The organism is Streptomyces anthophorae (assembly GCF_049310305.1).
In the GTDB taxonomy this organism is placed as follows: domain Bacteria; phylum Actinomycetota; class Actinomycetes; order Streptomycetales; family Streptomycetaceae; genus Streptomyces.
Genome location: NZ_JBLWQQ010000001.1, coordinates 138,706 through 155,173 on the forward strand (window position 1 = coordinate 138,706; position 16,468 = coordinate 155,173).

Consider the following 16,468-nt stretch of genomic DNA (forward strand, 5'->3'; position numbering starts at 1 on the left):
CCCCGCCGTCACGAGGAGGCAGCGGCCTCGCGGATCAGCGGCTCGAACTCCCGCCGCACGTAGGCGTCGAACGGTGCCGTCAGCGCGCCGTCGATCACCCGGCCCACCCCGTGCTCCGCCGCGAACTCCTTGAGTGCCACACGGGATTCCGGCCCCACCCCGCCTCCGATGATCAGCACCGTGAACTGCCCGGTTTCGAGGAGTCCCCGCGCCTCGTCGTCCGTGCTCACCCCCTCTGCCTCGAAGCCGTCCGCGTGCAGCGTGGACAGCACCTCGGTCACCCTGGCGGGCGTCCTTCCCAGCACCAGTGTCTTCATGGGGCGAACCTAGAAGCTCAATCGGACTTGAGGTCAAGCCCCGCTTCCGCCTGCGCGCGGCGGCGCCTGCGCAGGAGGGCGTAGGAGGCCAGGACGACCACGACCGTGAGCAGGCTGGCGGCGAAGTCCGCGCGGGTGGCCGGGAGGATCGCCATCGCGGCGATGACGACGACCATCGCGCCGATCGTGAACCAGCTCAGGTACGGGTAGCCCCACATCTTCAGGGTCAGGGAGTCGGGGTCCTCGCGTTCCAGGCGCTTGCGGAGGCGGAGTTGGGAGAGGGCCACCAGGAGGTAGACGAAGAGGGCGACCGCTCCGTAGGAGTGCACGATGAAGGAGAAGACGGTGTCCGGTGAGACGTAGGCGAAGACCACGGCCACGTAGCCGAGGACCGTGGCCAGGAGGATGGCCCGGCGCGGGACTCCGCTGCGGCTGAGTTTCGTGAGGCCGCGGGGTGCCTCGCCCTCGCGTGTCAGGGCGAAGACGATGCGGGACGCCGAGTACAGGCCCGCGTTGAGCGAGGAGAGGACCGCGATCAGGATCAGGATGCGCATCATCGTGTCCGCGCCGGGGATGCCGATCTCCTGGAGGGCCGCGATGTACGGGCCGCCGTTCAGCTTGTCCGAGCTCCACGGGACGATCGCGACGACCAGGAAGATCGAGCCGACGTAGAAGAGCAGGACGCGCAGGACGACGGAGCGGGTGGCCCGTGCGACGTTGCGGCCGGGTTCGGCGGATTCGGCCGCGGCGAGCGCGGCGATCTCGGCACCGGTGAAGAAGCCGACCGCCGGGATGATGGACGTGAGGACCGGTCCCACTCCCATCGGCAGGAAGCCGCCGTGCGCGGTCAGGTTGTCGACGCCGACCGCGTCGTGCGCCCCCGGCCACAGGCCGACCACGAAGACGAGGCCCACGACCAGGAACACCGTGATCGCGGCCACCTTGATCGACGAGAACCAGTACTCGAACTCGCCGAAGGTCTTCACCGACAGCATGTTGACCGCCGTCAGGATCAGCATCAGGGCGAGGCTGATCGTCCAGAGCGGGAGGCCGGGGAGCCAGGCGCGGACGAGTTCGGCGCCCGCGACGGCTTCGAGTGCCACGACGTTGACCCAGAAGTACCAGTACAGCCAGCCGATGGTGAAGCTGCCCATCGGCCCGAGGGCGAGGCGTGCGTAGGCGTGGAAGGAGCCGACGGCCGGGCGCGCCACCGCCATTTCGCCGAGCATCCGCATCACGAGGATGACCAGGCCGCCGGCGAGCGCGAAGGAGATCACGGCGGCGGGTCCTGTGTCCTGGATGACGACGCGGCTGCCGACGAAAAGACCCGCGCCGATGACACCGCCGATCGCGATCAGGGTCATGTGGCGCTGTTTGAGGGCGCTGCGCAGGCCGGGGCCGCCGGAGGGTTCGGTCGCGCCGCCGTCGTCCCGCAGGGTTCTGTCGCTGGTGTCGGTCACGTCCGCCTCTTTCTCCGTACGTCTGGCGTGGGCCTGCCCGGCGGCGCCGCGACGTGATGATCATGCGGCGCCGACGGACAGTCTTGGCACACCCGAAGGCCCGGCCGGGTGCGTTCAACGAACCGTTCACACGGTCGAAACGAACGGCGTGTCAGGCCACGGCGCGGGCGACCGAGGCCACCATCTCGTCGACGCCTTCGAGGAGTTCGCCGAGCACCGTCCGGTCCGCGACCAGCGGCGGAGCAACCATCAGCATCGTCGCGCCGCGGTCGTCGGGCCGCAGGATCACGCCGGTGCGGCGCATCGCGTCCGGGAGCACCTCGCGCAGGATGCGCGTCGACTGGTCCTCGGTCAGTTCACGGCCGCTGTCCCGGTCGGCCGTGAACTCGACCGCGTGGAAGAAGCCGGTGCCGCGGACGTCGGAGACGACCGGGTGGCGTGCCGCGATCTCGTCGAGTCCGGCCCGCAGGGCCGGGCCGAGGTCCCGTACGTTGCCGGGGATGTTCTCGTCGCGCATGGCACCGATGTTGGCGACCGCGACTGCCGTGGACACCGGGTGTCCTCCCCAGGTCGCGCCGTGGGTGAAGGTGCCGCCGAGCGGCGAGTCGTACAGGCCGCGCACCAGGGGCTCGCGGACGATGGCGCCACCGAGCGGGGCGTACCCCGACGTGGCTCCCTTGGCGAACGTGATCAGGTCGGGGACGATGCCTTCGGCGGCGCTGCCGAACCAGTGGCCGAGCCGGCCGAAGGAGCAGATGACCTCGTCGGCGACGAGCAGGATGCCGTGCTCGTCGCAGATGCGGCGCAGTTCGCGCCAGTAGCCTTCGGGCGGGACGAGGGCGCCGCGGCCGTTCTGCACGGGTTCGGCGAAGACCGCGGCGATCGTCTCCGGGCCTTCCTCCGCGATGGCCCGCTCTATCGCCCGGACGCAGTCGAGTTCCGCCGCAGGTCCGCAATCCCCGGTGAATCCAAGGGTGTTGGGGACGTGACGGACACCCGGCAGAAGCGGGCCGAACGGGTCGCGGATCTTGGGCAGACCGGTGACGGACAGGGCGCCAAGGGTGACACCGTGGTACGCCATCGACCGGCTGATGATCTTCGTGCGTTCCGGCTGCCCCTGCGAGCGGTGGTACTGGCGGGCGAACTTGATCGCCGTCTCGACCGCCTCCGAACCGGAGTTCACGAAGTACGTCACGTCCAGGTCCCCGGGAGCGAGTTCGGCGATCACGCTCGCCGCCTCGATGGCGGGCGGGTGGGCCGCGCCCCAGTTGGTGGAGTACGCGAGGGTCTCCATCTGCTTGGCACCGGCGGCGACCACGTCGCCGCGGCCGTGGCCGATGTTCACGCAGAACAGCCCGGAGAGACCGTCGAGGTGGCGCCTGCCCTCGTCGTCGTAGAGGTAGCAGCCCTCACCGCGTACGTAGACCGGCGGCGGAGTGTCGTACCAGTTGTCCTTGCGGGTGAAGTGCGGGCCGAGGTGACGCTGGGCCTTGGCATGCAGGGTGGGGTCCTGGGGCACGGTGCGCTCCTTCGCAGTCACGTTCGCGGTCACAGCAGGGCTTGGTCGACGTCGACGTGCTTCATGTCGTGGGCCTCGGCGACCGGGCGGTAGGTGAGCCGCCCGCCGAGCGTGTTGATGCCCCGCTTCAGCGCCGGGTCGGCGGCCGCCGCGGCGCGCAGTCCGTGGTCGGCGATGGCCTGGACGTAGGGCAGCGTGGCGTTGGTGAGGGCGTGGGTCGAGGTGTGCGGGACGGCGCCGGGCATGTTGGCCACGCAGTAGAAGAGGGTGTCGTGGACCCGGTACACGGGGTCGGCGTGGGTGGTGGGCCGGGTGTCCTCGAAGCAGCCGCCCTGGTCGACGGAGATGTCGACGAGCACGGCGCCGGGCTTCATGCGGGCGACCAGGTCGTTGCTCACGAGGCGGGGTGCCTTGGCACCGGGGACGAGGACGGCCCCGATCACCAGGTCGGCCTCGAGCACGGCCTGTTCGAGGGCGAGCCGGTTGGAGGCGAGGGTCGTGATGCGGCCCTGGTACATCCGGTCGGCGGCGCGCAGCTTGTTCAGGTCGGTGTCGAGCAGCACGACGTCCGCCCACATGCCGGTGGCGACGGCGACCGCGTTCATGCCCGCGACTCCGGCGCCGATGACGACGACGCGGGCCGGTCGGGTGCCGGAGACACCACCGGTCAGGACGCCGCGCCCGCCGCCGCCCCGCATCAGGTGGTACGACCCGACCTGCGGCGCGAGCCGCCCCGCGACCTCGGACATCGGGAAGAGCAGCGGCAGCGAACCGTCCGCCGCCTGCACCGTCTCATAGGCGACGCCGGTGGTGCCCGCGTCGAGCAGCGCCTGGGTGCAGGCACGGGACGCGGCGAGGTGGAGGTAGGTGAAGAGCACTTGGTCCCGGCCGAGCCGGTGGTACTCCTCGGCCACCGGCTCCTTGACCTTGAGGACCAGGTCGGCCCCGGCCCACACGTCGTCGGCCCGTGGCAGGACCCGGGCGCCGGCCTCGGCGTAATCTGCGTCGGGCAGCGCGGAACCGGCTCCCGCGTCCGCTTCGACGGTGACGGTGTGGCCGTGTGCGGTCAGTTCGTGGACCCCCGCCGGGGTCAGGGCGACGCGGAACTCGTTGTTCTTGACTTCCCGCGGAATACCGATCCTCACGGTTCGACTCCCCTCTGGTCCGGCCCTGATGGCGGCGCGGACGCGGTGCGACAGGCGTGGTCTTGCGCGCTCGACACGAGTTGGGGTGGAGGCAGCGACGGCTGGGCAGAGCCTGCGTGGTGAGTGGCGTCCGACGGGCGCTCTCGTGCGCCGGGGCCACCACGGCTACCGTGCCGAACGAGGCGGCGACCGCAACAGGTCCAGTTGCGTGCACGCTGAGGGTGCCAGGCCGACGGCGAGACGGAGGCGGTACATGCCACGTACGTTGATCGAGATCGAGCGGGGCCGCGGGGAGCCGCTGTACCGGCAGGTGCGGCAGGCCATCGAGCACGGCATCGCGTCGGGGCGGCTCGACGCGGGCGGCCGACTGCCGTCCTCGCGGCTGCTCGCCCAGGAGCTGGGGGTGTCCCGGAACACGGTGACGGCCGCCTACGAGGAGCTGGTGGCCGAGGGGTTCGTGGAGAGCCGGGCCCGGTCGGGTCTCTTCGTCAATCCGCGGATGCCGCAGCGCCCCGAGCCGGATCCCGCGCCCTCGCGGGAGGACGCCTTCGACTGGTCGGGACGGCTGCGCGGGCGCGAAGGGGACCGGCTTCCGCACATCGAGAAGCATCACGACTGGGCGCGCTACCCGTTTCCGTTTCCCGCCGGGCAGGTCGACACGCGGGCCTTCCCGGCACGTGCCTGGGCGCGCGCCCTGAACCGGGCGCTCGACCGGCCGCACGCCGCCTGGTCGTTGCAGGACTGCGTGGCGGACGACGATCCCTTGCTGGTGGAGATGGTCCGTTCGCATCTGCTGCCCGCACGCGGCGTGGCGGCGGAGGCGGACGAGGTGCTGGTCACCATCGGCTCGCAGCAGGGGCTCGATCTGCTCGGGCGGGCACTGCTCGGGCCCGATTCGGTGGCCGCGGTGGAGGATCCCGGATATCTGGACGCGCGGCACATCTTCCTGCGGGCCGGGGCGCGACTGCACCCGCTGCCGGTCGACGCGGACGGCCTGTGTCCGCCGGACACGCTGCGCGGGGCCGACCTGCTGCATGTGACGCCCAGTCACCATCATCCGACGAATGTGACGTTGGGTCCGGCGCGACGACGTGCGCTGCTCGCGGCGGCCAGGGGTGCGGGAACCGTCGTCGTGGAGGACGACTACGACAGCGAGTTCCGTTACGAGGGCAGTCCGACGCCCGCGCTCAAGTCGCAGGACACCACGGGCCAGGTGGTGTACCTGGGCACGTTCTCCAAGTTCCTCGCGCCCGGGCTCAGGCTGGGATATCTCGTCGGCTCCGCCGAACTCGTCACGCATCTGCGGGAGTTGCGCCGCTATTCGGTGCGCCATCCTTCCGGCCATCTCCAGCGGGCCCTGGGCCTGATGATCGAGTCGGGCGACTATCAGTGGGCGGTGCGGCGCAGCCGGGCGCGTCTGGGGAGGAAGTGGCGGCTCATGCGGGACGCGGTGAACACCTCGCTACCGTGGCCGAGTTCACCGGCGCCGGGCGGGGTGAGCCTGTGGATGTCCGGGCCGCGGGGGCTCGACTGCCGGGAGCTGGTGCGGCGTGCCCGCGAACGGGGTGTGCTGATCGAGCGCGGTGACATCTTTTTCCTGGAGGGCCCGGACCGCGACGCGCTGCGGCACTTCCGGATCGGGTTCGCGGCGCCGCGTGCCGACGTCATCGAGCCGGGGATCGCGGTTCTCGGAGACGTGGTGCGGGAGTTGCTGCCGCCGGGGTGAGGCTCGGCCAGCCGCCGTCGGCTCGCGAACATCACTCCGCCTCGATGCGCGCGATCCGCTCGGCCGCCTGCCGCAGTACCGGTACCAGCTTCACGGCCCGCGCCACGTCGACGCGCACCGCGGGCGCCTGGAGTGCCACGCACTGGCGCACCCGCGACGCCGACGGGTCGACGCCCGGCCGGCGGGGCACGGGCACGGCGGCGCACACCAGGCCGGGCAGGAACTCCTCGTCGTCCAGGGCGAATCCGTCCCTGCGCACCTGCCCCAGCTCGGCCTCCAGGGCGTCGGGGTCGGTGCGGGTGCGCGCGGTGAACGCCTTCAGCGGGGCCGCGGTGAGGATCTTGCGGCGCTGGGCGGCGGGCAGAAACGCCAGGATCAGCTTTCCGCTCGCGCTGCAGTGCACGGGGACGCGGGACCCCGGCCGCAGGGCGAAGCGCAGTGGCTCCGGGGTCTCGACCCGGTCCAGGTAGACGACCTCAGGACCGGCGGGCGCGGTCAGATTGCAGGTCTCGCCGATCTCGTCGACGAGGTGGCGCAGCACCGCGTGCCGCGCCGCGTGGTGGGTGCCGTGGCTGAGCAGGTCCTCGGCGAACGCGCGCAGTCGGCCGCCCGCGCCGTAGCGGCGGCCGTCTCCCTGACGGTCGAGGAGGCCCGCGCCCTCCAGCTGCTGGAGCATCCGGTGCACGGTCGGCTTGGGCAGGCCGGTCTCGGCGACCAGCTCGGTCAGGGTGACCAGGCGGTCGGTGCGGGCGATGTGTTCCAGCAGGGCGAACAGGCGCAGGGCCGGGGTTCCGTCCTCCATGTGCACCATCCTCAACTCCACTGTGATGGATGCCAGTTGATGAGCCCCCGAACGTAGCAGCACGTCCCGGATTTCGGTACGCACGGTTGACGCTGCCGAGACGCCCGCTCTACGGTCCTCGACGTGTCCCGCTTTCGGGAACACCGCGTACCGGATCCCGGAACCCGCTCTCCCCAGCGAACATGCGCCACCCCGCACAAGGACCGACAGCACGTCGAAGGGTGGAAAATCCATGACCAGCAGTGCGCCCCAACCGCAGTTCACGACCGAGGACGGCCGTCAGGTGGCCGCCGGTGTGCAACGGATGACCCCTTCCGAGTCGTTCGTGGAGACCCTGGTCTCGCACGGCGTCACGGACATCTTCGGCATCATGGGTTCGGCCTTCATGGACGCGATGGACATCTTCGCGCCGGCCGGCATCCAACTGATCCCGGTCGTGCACGAGCAGGGCGCGGGCCACATGGCGGACGGCTACGCACGGGCCAGCGGCCGCCACGGCGTGGTCATCGGCCAGAACGGGCCGGGGATCTCGAACTGCGTCACGGCCATCGCGGCGGCCTACTGGGCGCACTCCCCCGTCGTCATCGTCACGCCCGAGGCGGGCACGATGGGCATGGGACTCGGCGGCTTCCAGGAGACGAACCAGCTCCCGATGTTCGAGGAGTTCACCAAGTACCAGGCGCACGTGAACAATCCGCGCCGGATGGCGGAGCTGACGGGTCGCGCCTTCGACCGCGCGATGAGCGAGATGGGCCCGACGCAGCTCAACATCCCGCGCGACCACTTCTACGGGGACATCGAGGCCGAGATCCCGCGCCCGTCCCGGCTCGACCGGGGTCCGGGCGGCGAGCGCAGCCTGGAGGAGGCGGCGCGGCTGCTGGCCGAGGCCGAGTTCCCGGTCATCATCTCCGGTGGCGGTGTGGTCATGGGCGACGCGGTCGAGCAGGCGAAGGCGCTGGCCGAACGCCTCGGCGCGCCGGTCGTCAACTCGTACCAGCACAACGACTCGTTCCCCGCGAGCCACCCGCTGTGGTGCGGGCCGCTCGGCTACCAGGGCTCCAAGGCGGGCATGAAGCTGCTCGCGCAGGCCGACGTGGTGGTCGCGCTCGGTACCCGGCTCGGCCCGTTCGGCACGCTGCCGCAGTACGGGATGGAGTACTGGCCCAAAGACGCCAGGATCATCCAGATCGACGCGGACCACCGCATGCTCGGCCTCGTCAAGAAGATCGAGGTCGGGATCTGCGGGGACGCGGGCGCCGCGGCGCAGTCCCTGGTGCACCGGCTCGACGGCCGTGACCTCGTCTGCGAGCAGACCCGAGCCCGGCGTTCGGCGACGATCCAGGCGGAGAAGGACGCCTGGGAGAAGGAGCTGGACGGCTGGATCCACGAGACGGACCAGTACAGCCTCGACATGATCGCCGAGCAGGACGGCGAGGACGGCTCGTGGCTGCACCCGCGTCAGGTGCTGCGCGAGCTGGAGAAGGCGCTGCCGGAGCGGGTGATGGTCTCGACCGACATCGGGAACATCAACTCGATCGCCCACAGCTACCTCCGGTTCGAGGAGCCGCGCTCCTTCTTCGCCCCGATGTCCTTCGGCAACTGCGGCTACGCGCTGCCGACGATCATCGGCGCCAAGCTGGCCGCGCCCGAGCGCCCCGCGGTCGCCTACGCGGGCGACGGCGCGTGGGGCATGAGCATGGGCGAGATCATGACGGCGGTGCGGCACGACATCCCGGTCACCGCCGTGGTGTTCCACAACCGGCAGTGGGGCGCCGAGAAGAAGAACCAGGTCGACTTCTACGACCGCCGGTTCGTCGCGGGCGAGCTGGAGAGCGAGTCCTTCGCCGGGATCGCCCGGGCGATGGGCGCCGACGGCGTGATCGTCGACCGTCTCGAGGATGTCGGCCCGGCGCTGAGCAAGGCGGTCGCCGCGCAGATGAACGAGGGACGCACCACCGTCATCGAGGTCATGACCACCCGTGAGCTGGGCGACCCGTTCCGCCGCGACGCCCTGTCGAAGCCGGTCAGGCACCTGGACAAGTACCGGGACTACGTCTGACCGCTGTAGCCGTACGAGCACGTCCGGGGCGCCCGCGGTCGGTGCGGGCGCCCCATCCTCCGTCCCTCTCCCCTGGTGGTGATCATCCGTGCCGAGCCCGCTTCCCCGCCCCGCCGATCCCCTGCACGCCGCCGACACGATCCTGTACGGCGGCACCGTGCGCACCCTGGACCGCGCCGGGCACACCGGCACGGCGCTCGCGGCCCGCGACGGCAAGGTGCTCGCCGTCGGCTCGGACGCCGACATCCTGACCCTCGCCGGGCCCGCGACCACGCTGCGCGATCTGGGCGGCCAGTGCGCGGTGCCGGGGTTCATCGAGACCCACAACCACCCCACGTTCTTCGGCCTGACCCTCGCCGCGGAGGTCGACGCGGGCAGTCCGCCGAACGACCGGATCGCCGACATCGTGGCCCGGGTGGAGCAGGCCGCCGGGCACACCGAGCGGGGCGAGTGGATCCGCGGCTACCGCTACGACGACACACTTCTCGCCGACGACCGGCACCCCACCCGCACCGATCTGGACCCGGTCTCGCCGGACCACCCGGTGTGTCTGCAACACATCTCGGGCCACTTCTGCGTGCTCAACTCGGCGGCCCTCGGGCGCCTGGGCATCGGCCGGGACACTCCCGATCCGGTCGGCGGCGCCATCGTGCGCGACGCGAAGGGCGAGCCGACCGGTGTGCTCGCGGAGACCGCCGCGTTCGCCGCGTACGCGAGCATGCCGCACCCGGGCGTCGACGACCTCGCCGACGCCCTCGGCCGGGCCGGTGACGCGTACCTGGAGGCGGGTGTCACCACCGTGCACGACACCGGGCTCGGCCTGATGGGCGGCCCCGGCGAGCTGGACGCCTACCGCAGGGCCCGGCTCACCGGCCGCTTCCGCAACCGTGTCCAGGCCTATCTCGTGCAGGACCTGTTCCCGGAGCTGGCCGAGGGGCGTCTCAGCCCGGTGGAGTCGGCCGTCGCGGGGCTCGGTGACGACGAGTTCCGGGTGGCCGGCGTCAAGATGTGGGCGGACGGTTCGATCCAGGGCCTGACCGGGTGTGTCTCGGACGGCTACGCGTGTGCCCCGGACAAGCACGGGCTGCTGATCTTCCCGCCGGACGACCTGTCCCGGCGGATCGCGACGCTGCACGAGGCGGGGTGGCAGGTCGCCGTGCACGGCAACGGCGACGGTGCGATCCAGGCCATCCTCGACGCGTACCAGAAGCTCGGTCTCGACCCGGAGTCCGCGGACCGGCGCCACCGCATCGAGCACTGCCAGATGGCGGGCGAGCGGCAGTTGGCGGACATGGCACGGGCTGGGGTGCACGCCTCGTTCTTCGTCAAGCACGTCTACTACTGGGGCGACCGGCACCGCGACCGCTTCCTCGGACCCGAACGGGCGGCCCGCATCGACCCGTTGGCCTCGGCCCGCCGCCACGGTGTCACCTTCGGCCTGCACTCGGACACACCCGTGGTGCCGGTGCCGCCGCTGGAGGGCATGTGGTGCGCGGTCGACCGGATGACCCGCGACGGCCACCAACTCGGACCCGAGCAGCGGGTCGACGCGGAGACCGCGCTGCGCGCCTACACCAGCGAGGCCGCGAAGCTGGCCTTCGAGGAGGACCGCAAGGGCACCCTGGAGCCGGGCAAGCTGGCCGATGTCACGGTCCTGTCCGCGGACCCGACGGCCGGTGGCGAGCGCGGCCTGCGCGATCTGACGGTCGAGGCGACGGTCATCGGCGGCGACGTCGTCTGGGAGCGAACTCCCGGAGGCACGCGATGAGTTCACCATCGACCGAACCCACCCGCCGGCTCCCGCGCAGCCTGTGGCTCGGCCTCGGCGTCCCCCTCGTTCGCGCTCCTCGTGGTCATGCCGCTGCTCGCCAACACGGACGTGTACGTGGCGGGCATCCCACTGCTGTTCCTGTGGGTGTTCGCCTGCTTCCCGCTGACCAGTCTGTGCCTGTATCTGGCATGGCGGACGGACCAGAAGCACTACCCCGAGGACACACCGGAACCCTCGGAAGAGGTGTCCCGATGATCGCAGGCGTCTTCTTCGTCATCATGGTGCTCTCGGTCCTCGTGGCGTTCAGCGCCCGGCGCGGCATCCGCAAGGTGTCCATCAGCGAGTACCTGGTCGGCGGCCGTTCGTTCCCGCCCTGGCTGCTGTACTTCCTCGCGGTCGGCGAGGTCTACAGCATCGGCACGATGATCGGCTTCCCGGCCGGGATCTACGCCAGGGGCGCGAGCTACGGCGTCTGGTTCCTCGGCTACATCCTGCTGGCCTATCCGCTCGGCTACTACGTGGCGCCGCTGATCTGGCGGGCCGGTGTCCGCTACGACGCGATGACCATCCCGGACGTCTTCGGCCGCCACTTCCGCAGCCGCGGCCTCGAACTCATCACGGCGTTCGCCCTGTTGACGGCGCTGGTGCCGTGGGGCCAGTACCAGTTCATCGGCATGCAGGTGGTGCTCACGGCGCTCGGGCTGCCGATCACTCCGGTGCAGGCGGTGATCCTCGCGGGCGTGATGGCGTTCCTGTACGTCGCCGTGTCCGGGGTGCGCTCGCCTGCGTTCGTGTCCATCCTCAAGGACGGGCTCATGGTGCTCGGCGTGGTGGCAGCAGGTGTCGCCGCGCTCGTCGCGGGCGGTGGCATCGAGGCGGTCACCGATCCGGCGGCCGTGCCGCACGCGCAGGTCACCATGTCGGGCAGCCCGATGGTGTTCGCGCTGACCACCATCGTCTTCCAGGCGGTCACCTTCTATCTGGGCTTCTCCGCGGGCTACATCTTCACCGCGCGCTCCGAGCGGGCCATCAAGTCCTCGACGGTGTGGATGCCGTCGTACATGCTGATGTACCCGTTCCTGGTGGCCACGGCGTACTTCGCGTACACGGCCGGCAAGCATGTCGCCGATCCCAACACGGTGTTCATGGACGTCGTCCGTGATGTGCTGCCGAACTGGTTGGTGGGTGTGGTCGCGGGCGGGGCGGGCCTTTCGGGTGTGCTGGTGCTCGCGGTGACGGCGCTGTCGATCGGCGGCATCGTCTCCCGCAACCTCGCGCCGAACCTGCGCCCGGAGGCGCAGCGCCGGTGGACGACGCTGGCCGTCGCGGTGTTCCTCGTCGCGGCCGCCGTCCTGACGCTCACCGCGTCCTCGCTGATGCTGACCGTGCTCAACCTGACGTACTACCTCCTCGGCCAGCTGATCCCCGGCTGGTTCGCCCTGCTGTTCTTCCGCCGGGTGCGGGCGTGGGCGGTGGCGACCGGCATGATCGCGGGTGTCGCCGCATCCCTGGTCCTGTACGTGGTGGAGCCCGACCTCGGCGGGGTCAACGCGGGCCTGCTCACCGTGGTGCTGAACGCGGCGCTCACCTTCGGCCTCAGCGCCCTGGCGAGGTCCCGCCCGTGCGCGACCGAGCCGCCGCTGGTGTCGGCGCCCGCGCCCCGGCCGGATGCCCCGGACACCCCGGACGAGGAGGCGGCGGCCGTGCGCTGACAGCTGCGGCGCTCCCGGTGCGGCGCCCGCCGTCCTCTGCGCGGGAGGCATACCGGCGCGCCCACCGGGACAGGGATTCCCCGGCCCCGGCTCACCGACCGCACAAGGAGTTCCCGATGTCGCTGGCACCCTTCCATCTCGCCGTTCCGGTCGACGACCTCGCCGCCGCCCGAGACTTCTACGGCAAGGTGCTCGGCTTCGCCGAGGGACGCTCGGACACCCGGTGGATCGACTGGAACTTCGGGGGCCACCAAGTGGTCACCCACCAGGTCGGGGACGGGACACCGCGCGAGCGGCGGGCGGGCACCAACCCGGTCGACGGGCACGAGGTGCCGGTGCCGCACTTCGGTCTGGTGCTGTCGGTGCCGGAGTTCCAGCGGCTCGCGGAGCGGATGACCGCCGCCGGTACGGACTTCGTGATCGAGCCCTCTGTGCGTTTCCAGGGCGAACCGGGCGAGCAGTGGACGATGTTCTTCCTCGACCCGGCGGGCAACGCACTGGAGTTCAAGGCCTTCGCCGACCTGGAGCAGCTCTTCGCGGTCCGAGCCGGTTAGCCTGCCACCCGCGGCGACGTACCCCGCCGCCACCGTTCCGCCCGACGAAAGAGCCGTGACACATGACCACCACCGCCCGCGCCACCGTGCAGCACGAGGACGAGCGCACGCGGGTCACCCGCTGGGACTTCGAGCCGGGGCAGAGCACCGGCCGCCACGTGCACGAGTACGACTACGTCGTGGTCCCGGTGACGGACGGCCGGACCGACGTCATCACCCCGGACGGCACGGTCACGCGCAACGAGCTGTTCGCGGGCCGCTCCTACGCGCGGTCGGCGGGCAGCGAGCACGAGGTCGTCAACGCGGGGCAGGCTCCGCTGGCCTTCGTGGAGGTGGAGCGCAAGTAGCGCCCCACCTCCAGGGCGCTGTCACGCCTTGCGTGCCACCCCGCACATCGCCGCCTCGACCGCGGACGCCTCGGGCTTCGGGGCGTCCGGGTCCGGGCGCCAGGCCGACGTGTGGACGACCCCCGGTTCCACGAGGTCGAGGCCGTCGAAGAACGCGGCGATCCGCTCCGGTGACCGCAGGTGATAGGTGTGCACCGACTGCTCGTTGTACCCCGCGACGGCCCTGTTGAGCGCGTCGTTGGTGTTCGTGCCGTCGGTCAGGGCCAGATAGCTGCCGGGCGGCAGCCCTTCGAGCAGTGCGGCCACCACGTCCTCGGGGTGATCGTCGTCGGACAGCTGCCCGATGATGCTGAGCAGGGTCAGTCCGATCGGCCGGTCGAAGTCCAGGGTCTCGCGCGCCTGGGCCAGGATCCGCTCCGGGTCCCGCACATCGGCGTCCAGATAGGCGCAGGCCCCTTCGGGGGTGCTGGTGAGCAGGGCCCGCGCGTGGGTCAGTACCAGCGGATCGTTGTCGACGTACACGATCCGGCTGTCCGGGGCGATGCGCTGGGCCACCTCGTGCGTGTTGTCGGCCGTGGGAAGGCCCGTGCCGATGTCGAGGAACTGCCGGATGCCCGCCTCGCCCGCCAGGTACCGCACCGCGCGCACGAGGAACTGCCGCTGGAGCCGCGCGACGGTGGCGAACTCGGGGAACGTGGCGAGAATGGCCTCGCCGACCTCGCTGTCGACGGGGTAGTTGTCCTTGCCGCCCAGAAGGTAGTTCCACACCCGGGCGGAGTGCGGGCGGTCGGTCTGGAGCCTGTCGCGGAGTTCGCCATGCGTCTGATCCATGGCCTCAGCTTCACACACAACACGCCGGGCGCGCCGATGAGTTCGGGCTCTGCCGACGGTCTGCATCAATATCACCACCGCGTGCCACCCGAGGAGGACTTTCCGTGATCGACCTGAAGCCGGCCTGCGCCCGGATGACCGAGGTACTGACCGCCGTGACCGACGAGCAGCTGTCAGGGCCCACCCCTTGTCCCGACTACACCGTGCTCGAGCTCATCGCCCACGTCGACGACGCGGCGCGGGCCTTCACCGGCTTCGCCCGCAAGGAAGCACCCCTGCCCGCGGAGCCGGGCGACCGGCGGGAGAGCGCGCTGAAGAGCGTGCGGGCGCTCGGCGACGCCTGGGACGACCCGGCCGCCTGGCACGGCGAGTCGGAAGGCCCGGGGATCACGCTGACCAACGAGGAATGGGGCAAGGTCGCGCTCACCGAGATGGTGGTGCACGGCTGGGACCTCGCCCGGGCCACCGGCCAAACCCTCGACCTGCCCGAGGACACCCTGCGCGCCTGCCACGACCATGTCTCGGGGTTCCTGACCGAGGCGGCGCCGCCGGCTTGGGGGCCGCCGGTCGAGACACCCGCCGACGCGCCGCTGATCGACCGCATCGTGGGCTTGACGGGGCGCCGCCCCTGAACTGCCACCCGGAGCCACCGCCCTGAGTGGCGAGGCATGCGCCTCTGGCACACCCCGAAGCCTCACCGTGCACTCTGCACAGCCACCTGCGCCCCACCGGGCACTGCGCCCACCCCGCCCGTCCGGCGGCCGCCGTAGCGTGCGGGCAACCGCAGTCGCTTGGAGGTTCGATGGCCGCCGCACGCGCCGTCGGGGTGGACGATCACGCCCTGACCAGAGTGCCCAGCTCCGCCCGCTACAGCTGGTGGTCCGTAGCCCTGCAACGTTTCGGGCAGATCTCCGGGCTCAGCCAGTTCGTGCTCGGGGCGACGCTGGGCTTCGGGATGGACTTCTGGACGGCGTTCTGGGCGCTCACCCTCGGCTCGGTGATCGTCGAGGTGCTGTCGATCTTCGTGGGGATCATCGGCGTACGGGAGGGGCTTCCGACGTCCGTGCTCGCGCGCTGGACCGGGTTCGGGCGCATCGGGTCCTCGCTGATCGGGCTCGCCATCGCGCTGAGCCTCATCGGCTGGTTCGGCATCCAGTCGGCGATCTCGGCCGACGCGCTCGCCGGGCTGGTCGGGGTGTTCCCGGCCCCCGTGTGGTCGGTCCTGTTCGGGCTCGGTGTGACGGCCGTCGTGCTGTGGGGCTTCGGCTCCATGAACTGGGCCGCGTACATCACGGTGCCCGCGTTCCTGCTGCTCGTCGGCTGGTCCACGGTGCACGAGCTGACGCGCTACGACATCGGGCACCTGGTCGCCTCCGCGCCGCCCGGCCCGCACCTCTCCCTGGTCCAGGGCACGACGCTGGTCGCCGGCGGCGCCATCGCGGGCGCCATCATCACGCCCGACATGACCCGCTTCAACCGCACCACCGCCGACGTCGTCAAGCAGACCGTGGTGGGCATCTCGCTCGGTGAGTACGTGGTCGGGCTCGCCGGTGTGCTCCTCGCGCACGCCACCCGCTCCGCCGACGTGACCGCCATCGCCGTGTCCTCGGTGGGCTGGGTCGGCACCCTCGTCGTCGTCATGGGCGCCCTGAAGATCAACGACTGGAATCTGTACAGCTCGGGACTCGGCGTCGTGAACTTCATCGAGTCGGTCTTCGGCCGCAAGGTGGGCCGCGCCACCGTCACCGTCCTCCTCGGCATCGTCGGCAGCCTGCTCGCGGCGGCCGGCATCCTCGACCGGTTCGCCGACTTCCTGACGCTGCTCGGCGTCGCCTTCCCGCCCATCGCAGGCGTGATGATCGCCGAATACTTCGTGGTCAAGCGGTGGCGCGGCGACCTGGAGGCCTCGCGGGCCGCGGGCACGCTGCCCGCGACCGCCCCGACCTGGGTCCCGGCGACGATCGTCGTGTGGGTGCTCTCCTTCTGCGTCGGCGAGTTCGTCGACTGGGGCCTGCCCAGCATCAACTCGGTCGTCTTCGCGTTCGTCGGCTACGTCGTCCTGGGCCGGCTCGGCCTGGTGCGCGGCGTCGGTGTGTCCCGCGACATGGGAGCCGGTGCGCCGGTGTCCGATGGGGAGCGGGGCGAAGCGACCGAGGACGACTCCCCCGCCTCCCAGACCCCTCACGTCTCCGCCGCCTCCAGCGGCGCCTCCCGCTAAGGAGCCA

General features: G+C 71.1%; 14 protein-coding genes and 1 pseudogene. 9 read left to right on the top strand and 6 right to left on the bottom strand.

Annotated elements, in window-relative coordinates; all coding sequences use genetic code 11:
* Nucleotides 1-8: 8 nt before the first annotated feature.
* The 4 genes from ACNYS0_RS00560 to ald form a co-directional block, all read right to left on the bottom strand.
* Nucleotides 9-317, bottom strand: coding sequence for a hypothetical protein (locus ACNYS0_RS00560; RefSeq protein WP_422470607.1), 309 nt, complete (start codon nucleotides 315-317; stop codon nucleotides 9-11).
* A 17-nt stretch (nucleotides 318-334) separates the two neighbouring features.
* Nucleotides 335-1,777 (bottom strand): amino acid permease, encoded by a 1,443-nt coding sequence (locus tag ACNYS0_RS00565; protein WP_422470608.1) that lies wholly within the window; start codon nucleotides 1,775-1,777, stop codon nucleotides 335-337.
* A gap of 151 nt (nucleotides 1,778-1,928) precedes the next feature.
* Nucleotides 1,929-3,296 carry an aspartate aminotransferase family protein gene (locus tag ACNYS0_RS00570; RefSeq protein ID WP_422470609.1) on the bottom strand — a complete coding sequence of 456 codons (1,368 nt, stop codon included), beginning with the start codon at nucleotides 3,294-3,296 and terminating at the stop codon, nucleotides 1,929-1,931.
* A 29-nt stretch (nucleotides 3,297-3,325) separates the two neighbouring features.
* Nucleotides 3,326-4,441 (bottom strand): alanine dehydrogenase, encoded by a 1,116-nt coding sequence (gene ald / locus ACNYS0_RS00575; RefSeq protein WP_422470610.1) that lies wholly within the window; start codon nucleotides 4,439-4,441, stop codon nucleotides 3,326-3,328.
* Nucleotides 4,442-4,694: 253 nt separating this feature from the next.
* Here ald and pdxR point away from each other — a divergent pair, with 253 nt between their 5' ends.
* The gene (gene pdxR / locus ACNYS0_RS00580; protein ID WP_422470611.1) at nucleotides 4,695-6,167 is read left to right on the top strand and encodes a MocR-like pyridoxine biosynthesis transcription factor PdxR; all 1,473 of its coding nucleotides are present in this window, start codon (nucleotides 4,695-4,697) and stop codon (nucleotides 6,165-6,167) included.
* Between the two features lie 31 nt (nucleotides 6,168-6,198).
* Here the strand turns inward: pdxR and ACNYS0_RS00585 are convergent, their stop codons facing one another.
* The gene (locus tag ACNYS0_RS00585; RefSeq protein ID WP_422470612.1) at nucleotides 6,199-6,969 is read right to left on the bottom strand and encodes an IclR family transcriptional regulator; all 771 of its coding nucleotides are present in this window, start codon (nucleotides 6,967-6,969) and stop codon (nucleotides 6,199-6,201) included.
* A gap of 232 nt (nucleotides 6,970-7,201) precedes the next feature.
* Between ACNYS0_RS00585 and xsc the strand changes: the two genes are divergently transcribed.
* The 6 genes and pseudogenes from xsc to ACNYS0_RS00615 all read left to right on the top strand — a co-directional run bounded on the left by xsc (nucleotide 7,202) and on the right by ACNYS0_RS00615 (nucleotide 13,412).
* Entirely contained in the window at nucleotides 7,202-9,028 is a 1,827-nt protein-coding gene (gene xsc, locus ACNYS0_RS00590) for a sulfoacetaldehyde acetyltransferase (protein WP_422470613.1), read from the top strand.
* Nucleotides 9,029-9,116: 88 nt separating this feature from the next.
* Entirely contained in the window at nucleotides 9,117-10,796 is a 1,680-nt protein-coding gene (locus ACNYS0_RS00595) for an amidohydrolase (RefSeq protein ID WP_422470614.1), read from the top strand.
* Nucleotides 10,797-10,868: 72 nt separating this feature from the next.
* Nucleotides 10,869-11,054 (top strand): annotated as a pseudogene (locus ACNYS0_RS00600) (DUF3311 domain-containing protein); the annotation flags it as partial.
* Nucleotides 11,051-12,511 (top strand): sodium:solute symporter family protein, encoded by a 1,461-nt coding sequence (locus ACNYS0_RS00605; RefSeq protein ID WP_422470615.1) that lies wholly within the window; start codon nucleotides 11,051-11,053, stop codon nucleotides 12,509-12,511. The pseudogene ACNYS0_RS00600 and the gene ACNYS0_RS00605, both read left to right, overlap by 4 nt.
* Before the next feature lie 116 nt (nucleotides 12,512-12,627).
* Nucleotides 12,628-13,065, top strand: a complete 438-nt coding sequence (locus ACNYS0_RS00610) for a VOC family protein (protein WP_422470616.1) — start codon at nucleotides 12,628-12,630, stop codon at nucleotides 13,063-13,065.
* 62 nt (nucleotides 13,066-13,127) lie between these two features.
* Nucleotides 13,128-13,412 carry a cupin domain-containing protein gene (locus ACNYS0_RS00615; RefSeq protein ID WP_422411953.1) on the top strand — a complete coding sequence of 95 codons (285 nt, stop codon included), beginning with the start codon at nucleotides 13,128-13,130 and terminating at the stop codon, nucleotides 13,410-13,412.
* A gap of 21 nt (nucleotides 13,413-13,433) precedes the next feature.
* On the opposite strand, the gene ACNYS0_RS00620 is transcribed toward ACNYS0_RS00615, so the two are convergent.
* Complete coding sequence (locus ACNYS0_RS00620) at nucleotides 13,434-14,243, bottom strand: SAM-dependent methyltransferase (RefSeq protein ID WP_422470617.1); 810 nt, start codon at nucleotides 14,241-14,243, stop codon at nucleotides 13,434-13,436.
* A 104-nt stretch (nucleotides 14,244-14,347) separates the two neighbouring features.
* Between ACNYS0_RS00620 and ACNYS0_RS00625 the strand changes: the two genes are divergently transcribed.
* Both ACNYS0_RS00625 and ACNYS0_RS00630 read left to right on the top strand, forming a co-directional pair.
* Nucleotides 14,348-14,875: a TIGR03086 family metal-binding protein gene (locus tag ACNYS0_RS00625; RefSeq protein WP_422470618.1), complete on the top strand. Its 528-nt coding sequence runs from the start codon at nucleotides 14,348-14,350 to the stop codon at nucleotides 14,873-14,875.
* A 170-nt stretch (nucleotides 14,876-15,045) separates the two neighbouring features.
* The gene (locus tag ACNYS0_RS00630) at nucleotides 15,046-16,461 is read left to right on the top strand and encodes a purine-cytosine permease family protein (protein WP_422470619.1); all 1,416 of its coding nucleotides are present in this window, start codon (nucleotides 15,046-15,048) and stop codon (nucleotides 16,459-16,461) included.
* Nucleotides 16,462-16,468 lie beyond the last annotated feature (7 nt).

Excerpts from the sequence above, each read along its gene's own strand:
- ACNYS0_RS00560 (WP_422470607.1), bottom strand. The coding sequence starts at position 317 with ATGAAGACACTGGTGCTGGGAAGGACGCCCGCCAGGGTGACCGAGGTG.
- pdxR (WP_422470611.1), top strand. The coding sequence starts at position 4,695 with ATGCCACGTACGTTGATCGAGATCGAGCGGGGCCGCGGGGAGCCGCTG.
- ACNYS0_RS00585 (WP_422470612.1), bottom strand. The coding sequence starts at position 6,969 with ATGGAGGACGGAACCCCGGCCCTGCGCCTGTTCGCCCTGCTGGAACAC.
- xsc (WP_422470613.1), top strand. The coding sequence starts at position 7,202 with ATGACCAGCAGTGCGCCCCAACCGCAGTTCACGACCGAGGACGGCCGT.
- ACNYS0_RS00605 (WP_422470615.1), top strand. The coding sequence starts at position 11,051 with ATGATCGCAGGCGTCTTCTTCGTCATCATGGTGCTCTCGGTCCTCGTG.
- ACNYS0_RS00610 (WP_422470616.1), top strand. The coding sequence starts at position 12,628 with ATGTCGCTGGCACCCTTCCATCTCGCCGTTCCGGTCGACGACCTCGCC.
- ACNYS0_RS00615 (WP_422411953.1), top strand. The coding sequence starts at position 13,128 with ATGACCACCACCGCCCGCGCCACCGTGCAGCACGAGGACGAGCGCACG.
- ACNYS0_RS00620 (WP_422470617.1), bottom strand. The coding sequence starts at position 14,243 with ATGGATCAGACGCATGGCGAACTCCGCGACAGGCTCCAGACCGACCGC.
- ACNYS0_RS00630 (WP_422470619.1), top strand. The coding sequence starts at position 15,046 with ATGGCCGCCGCACGCGCCGTCGGGGTGGACGATCACGCCCTGACCAGA.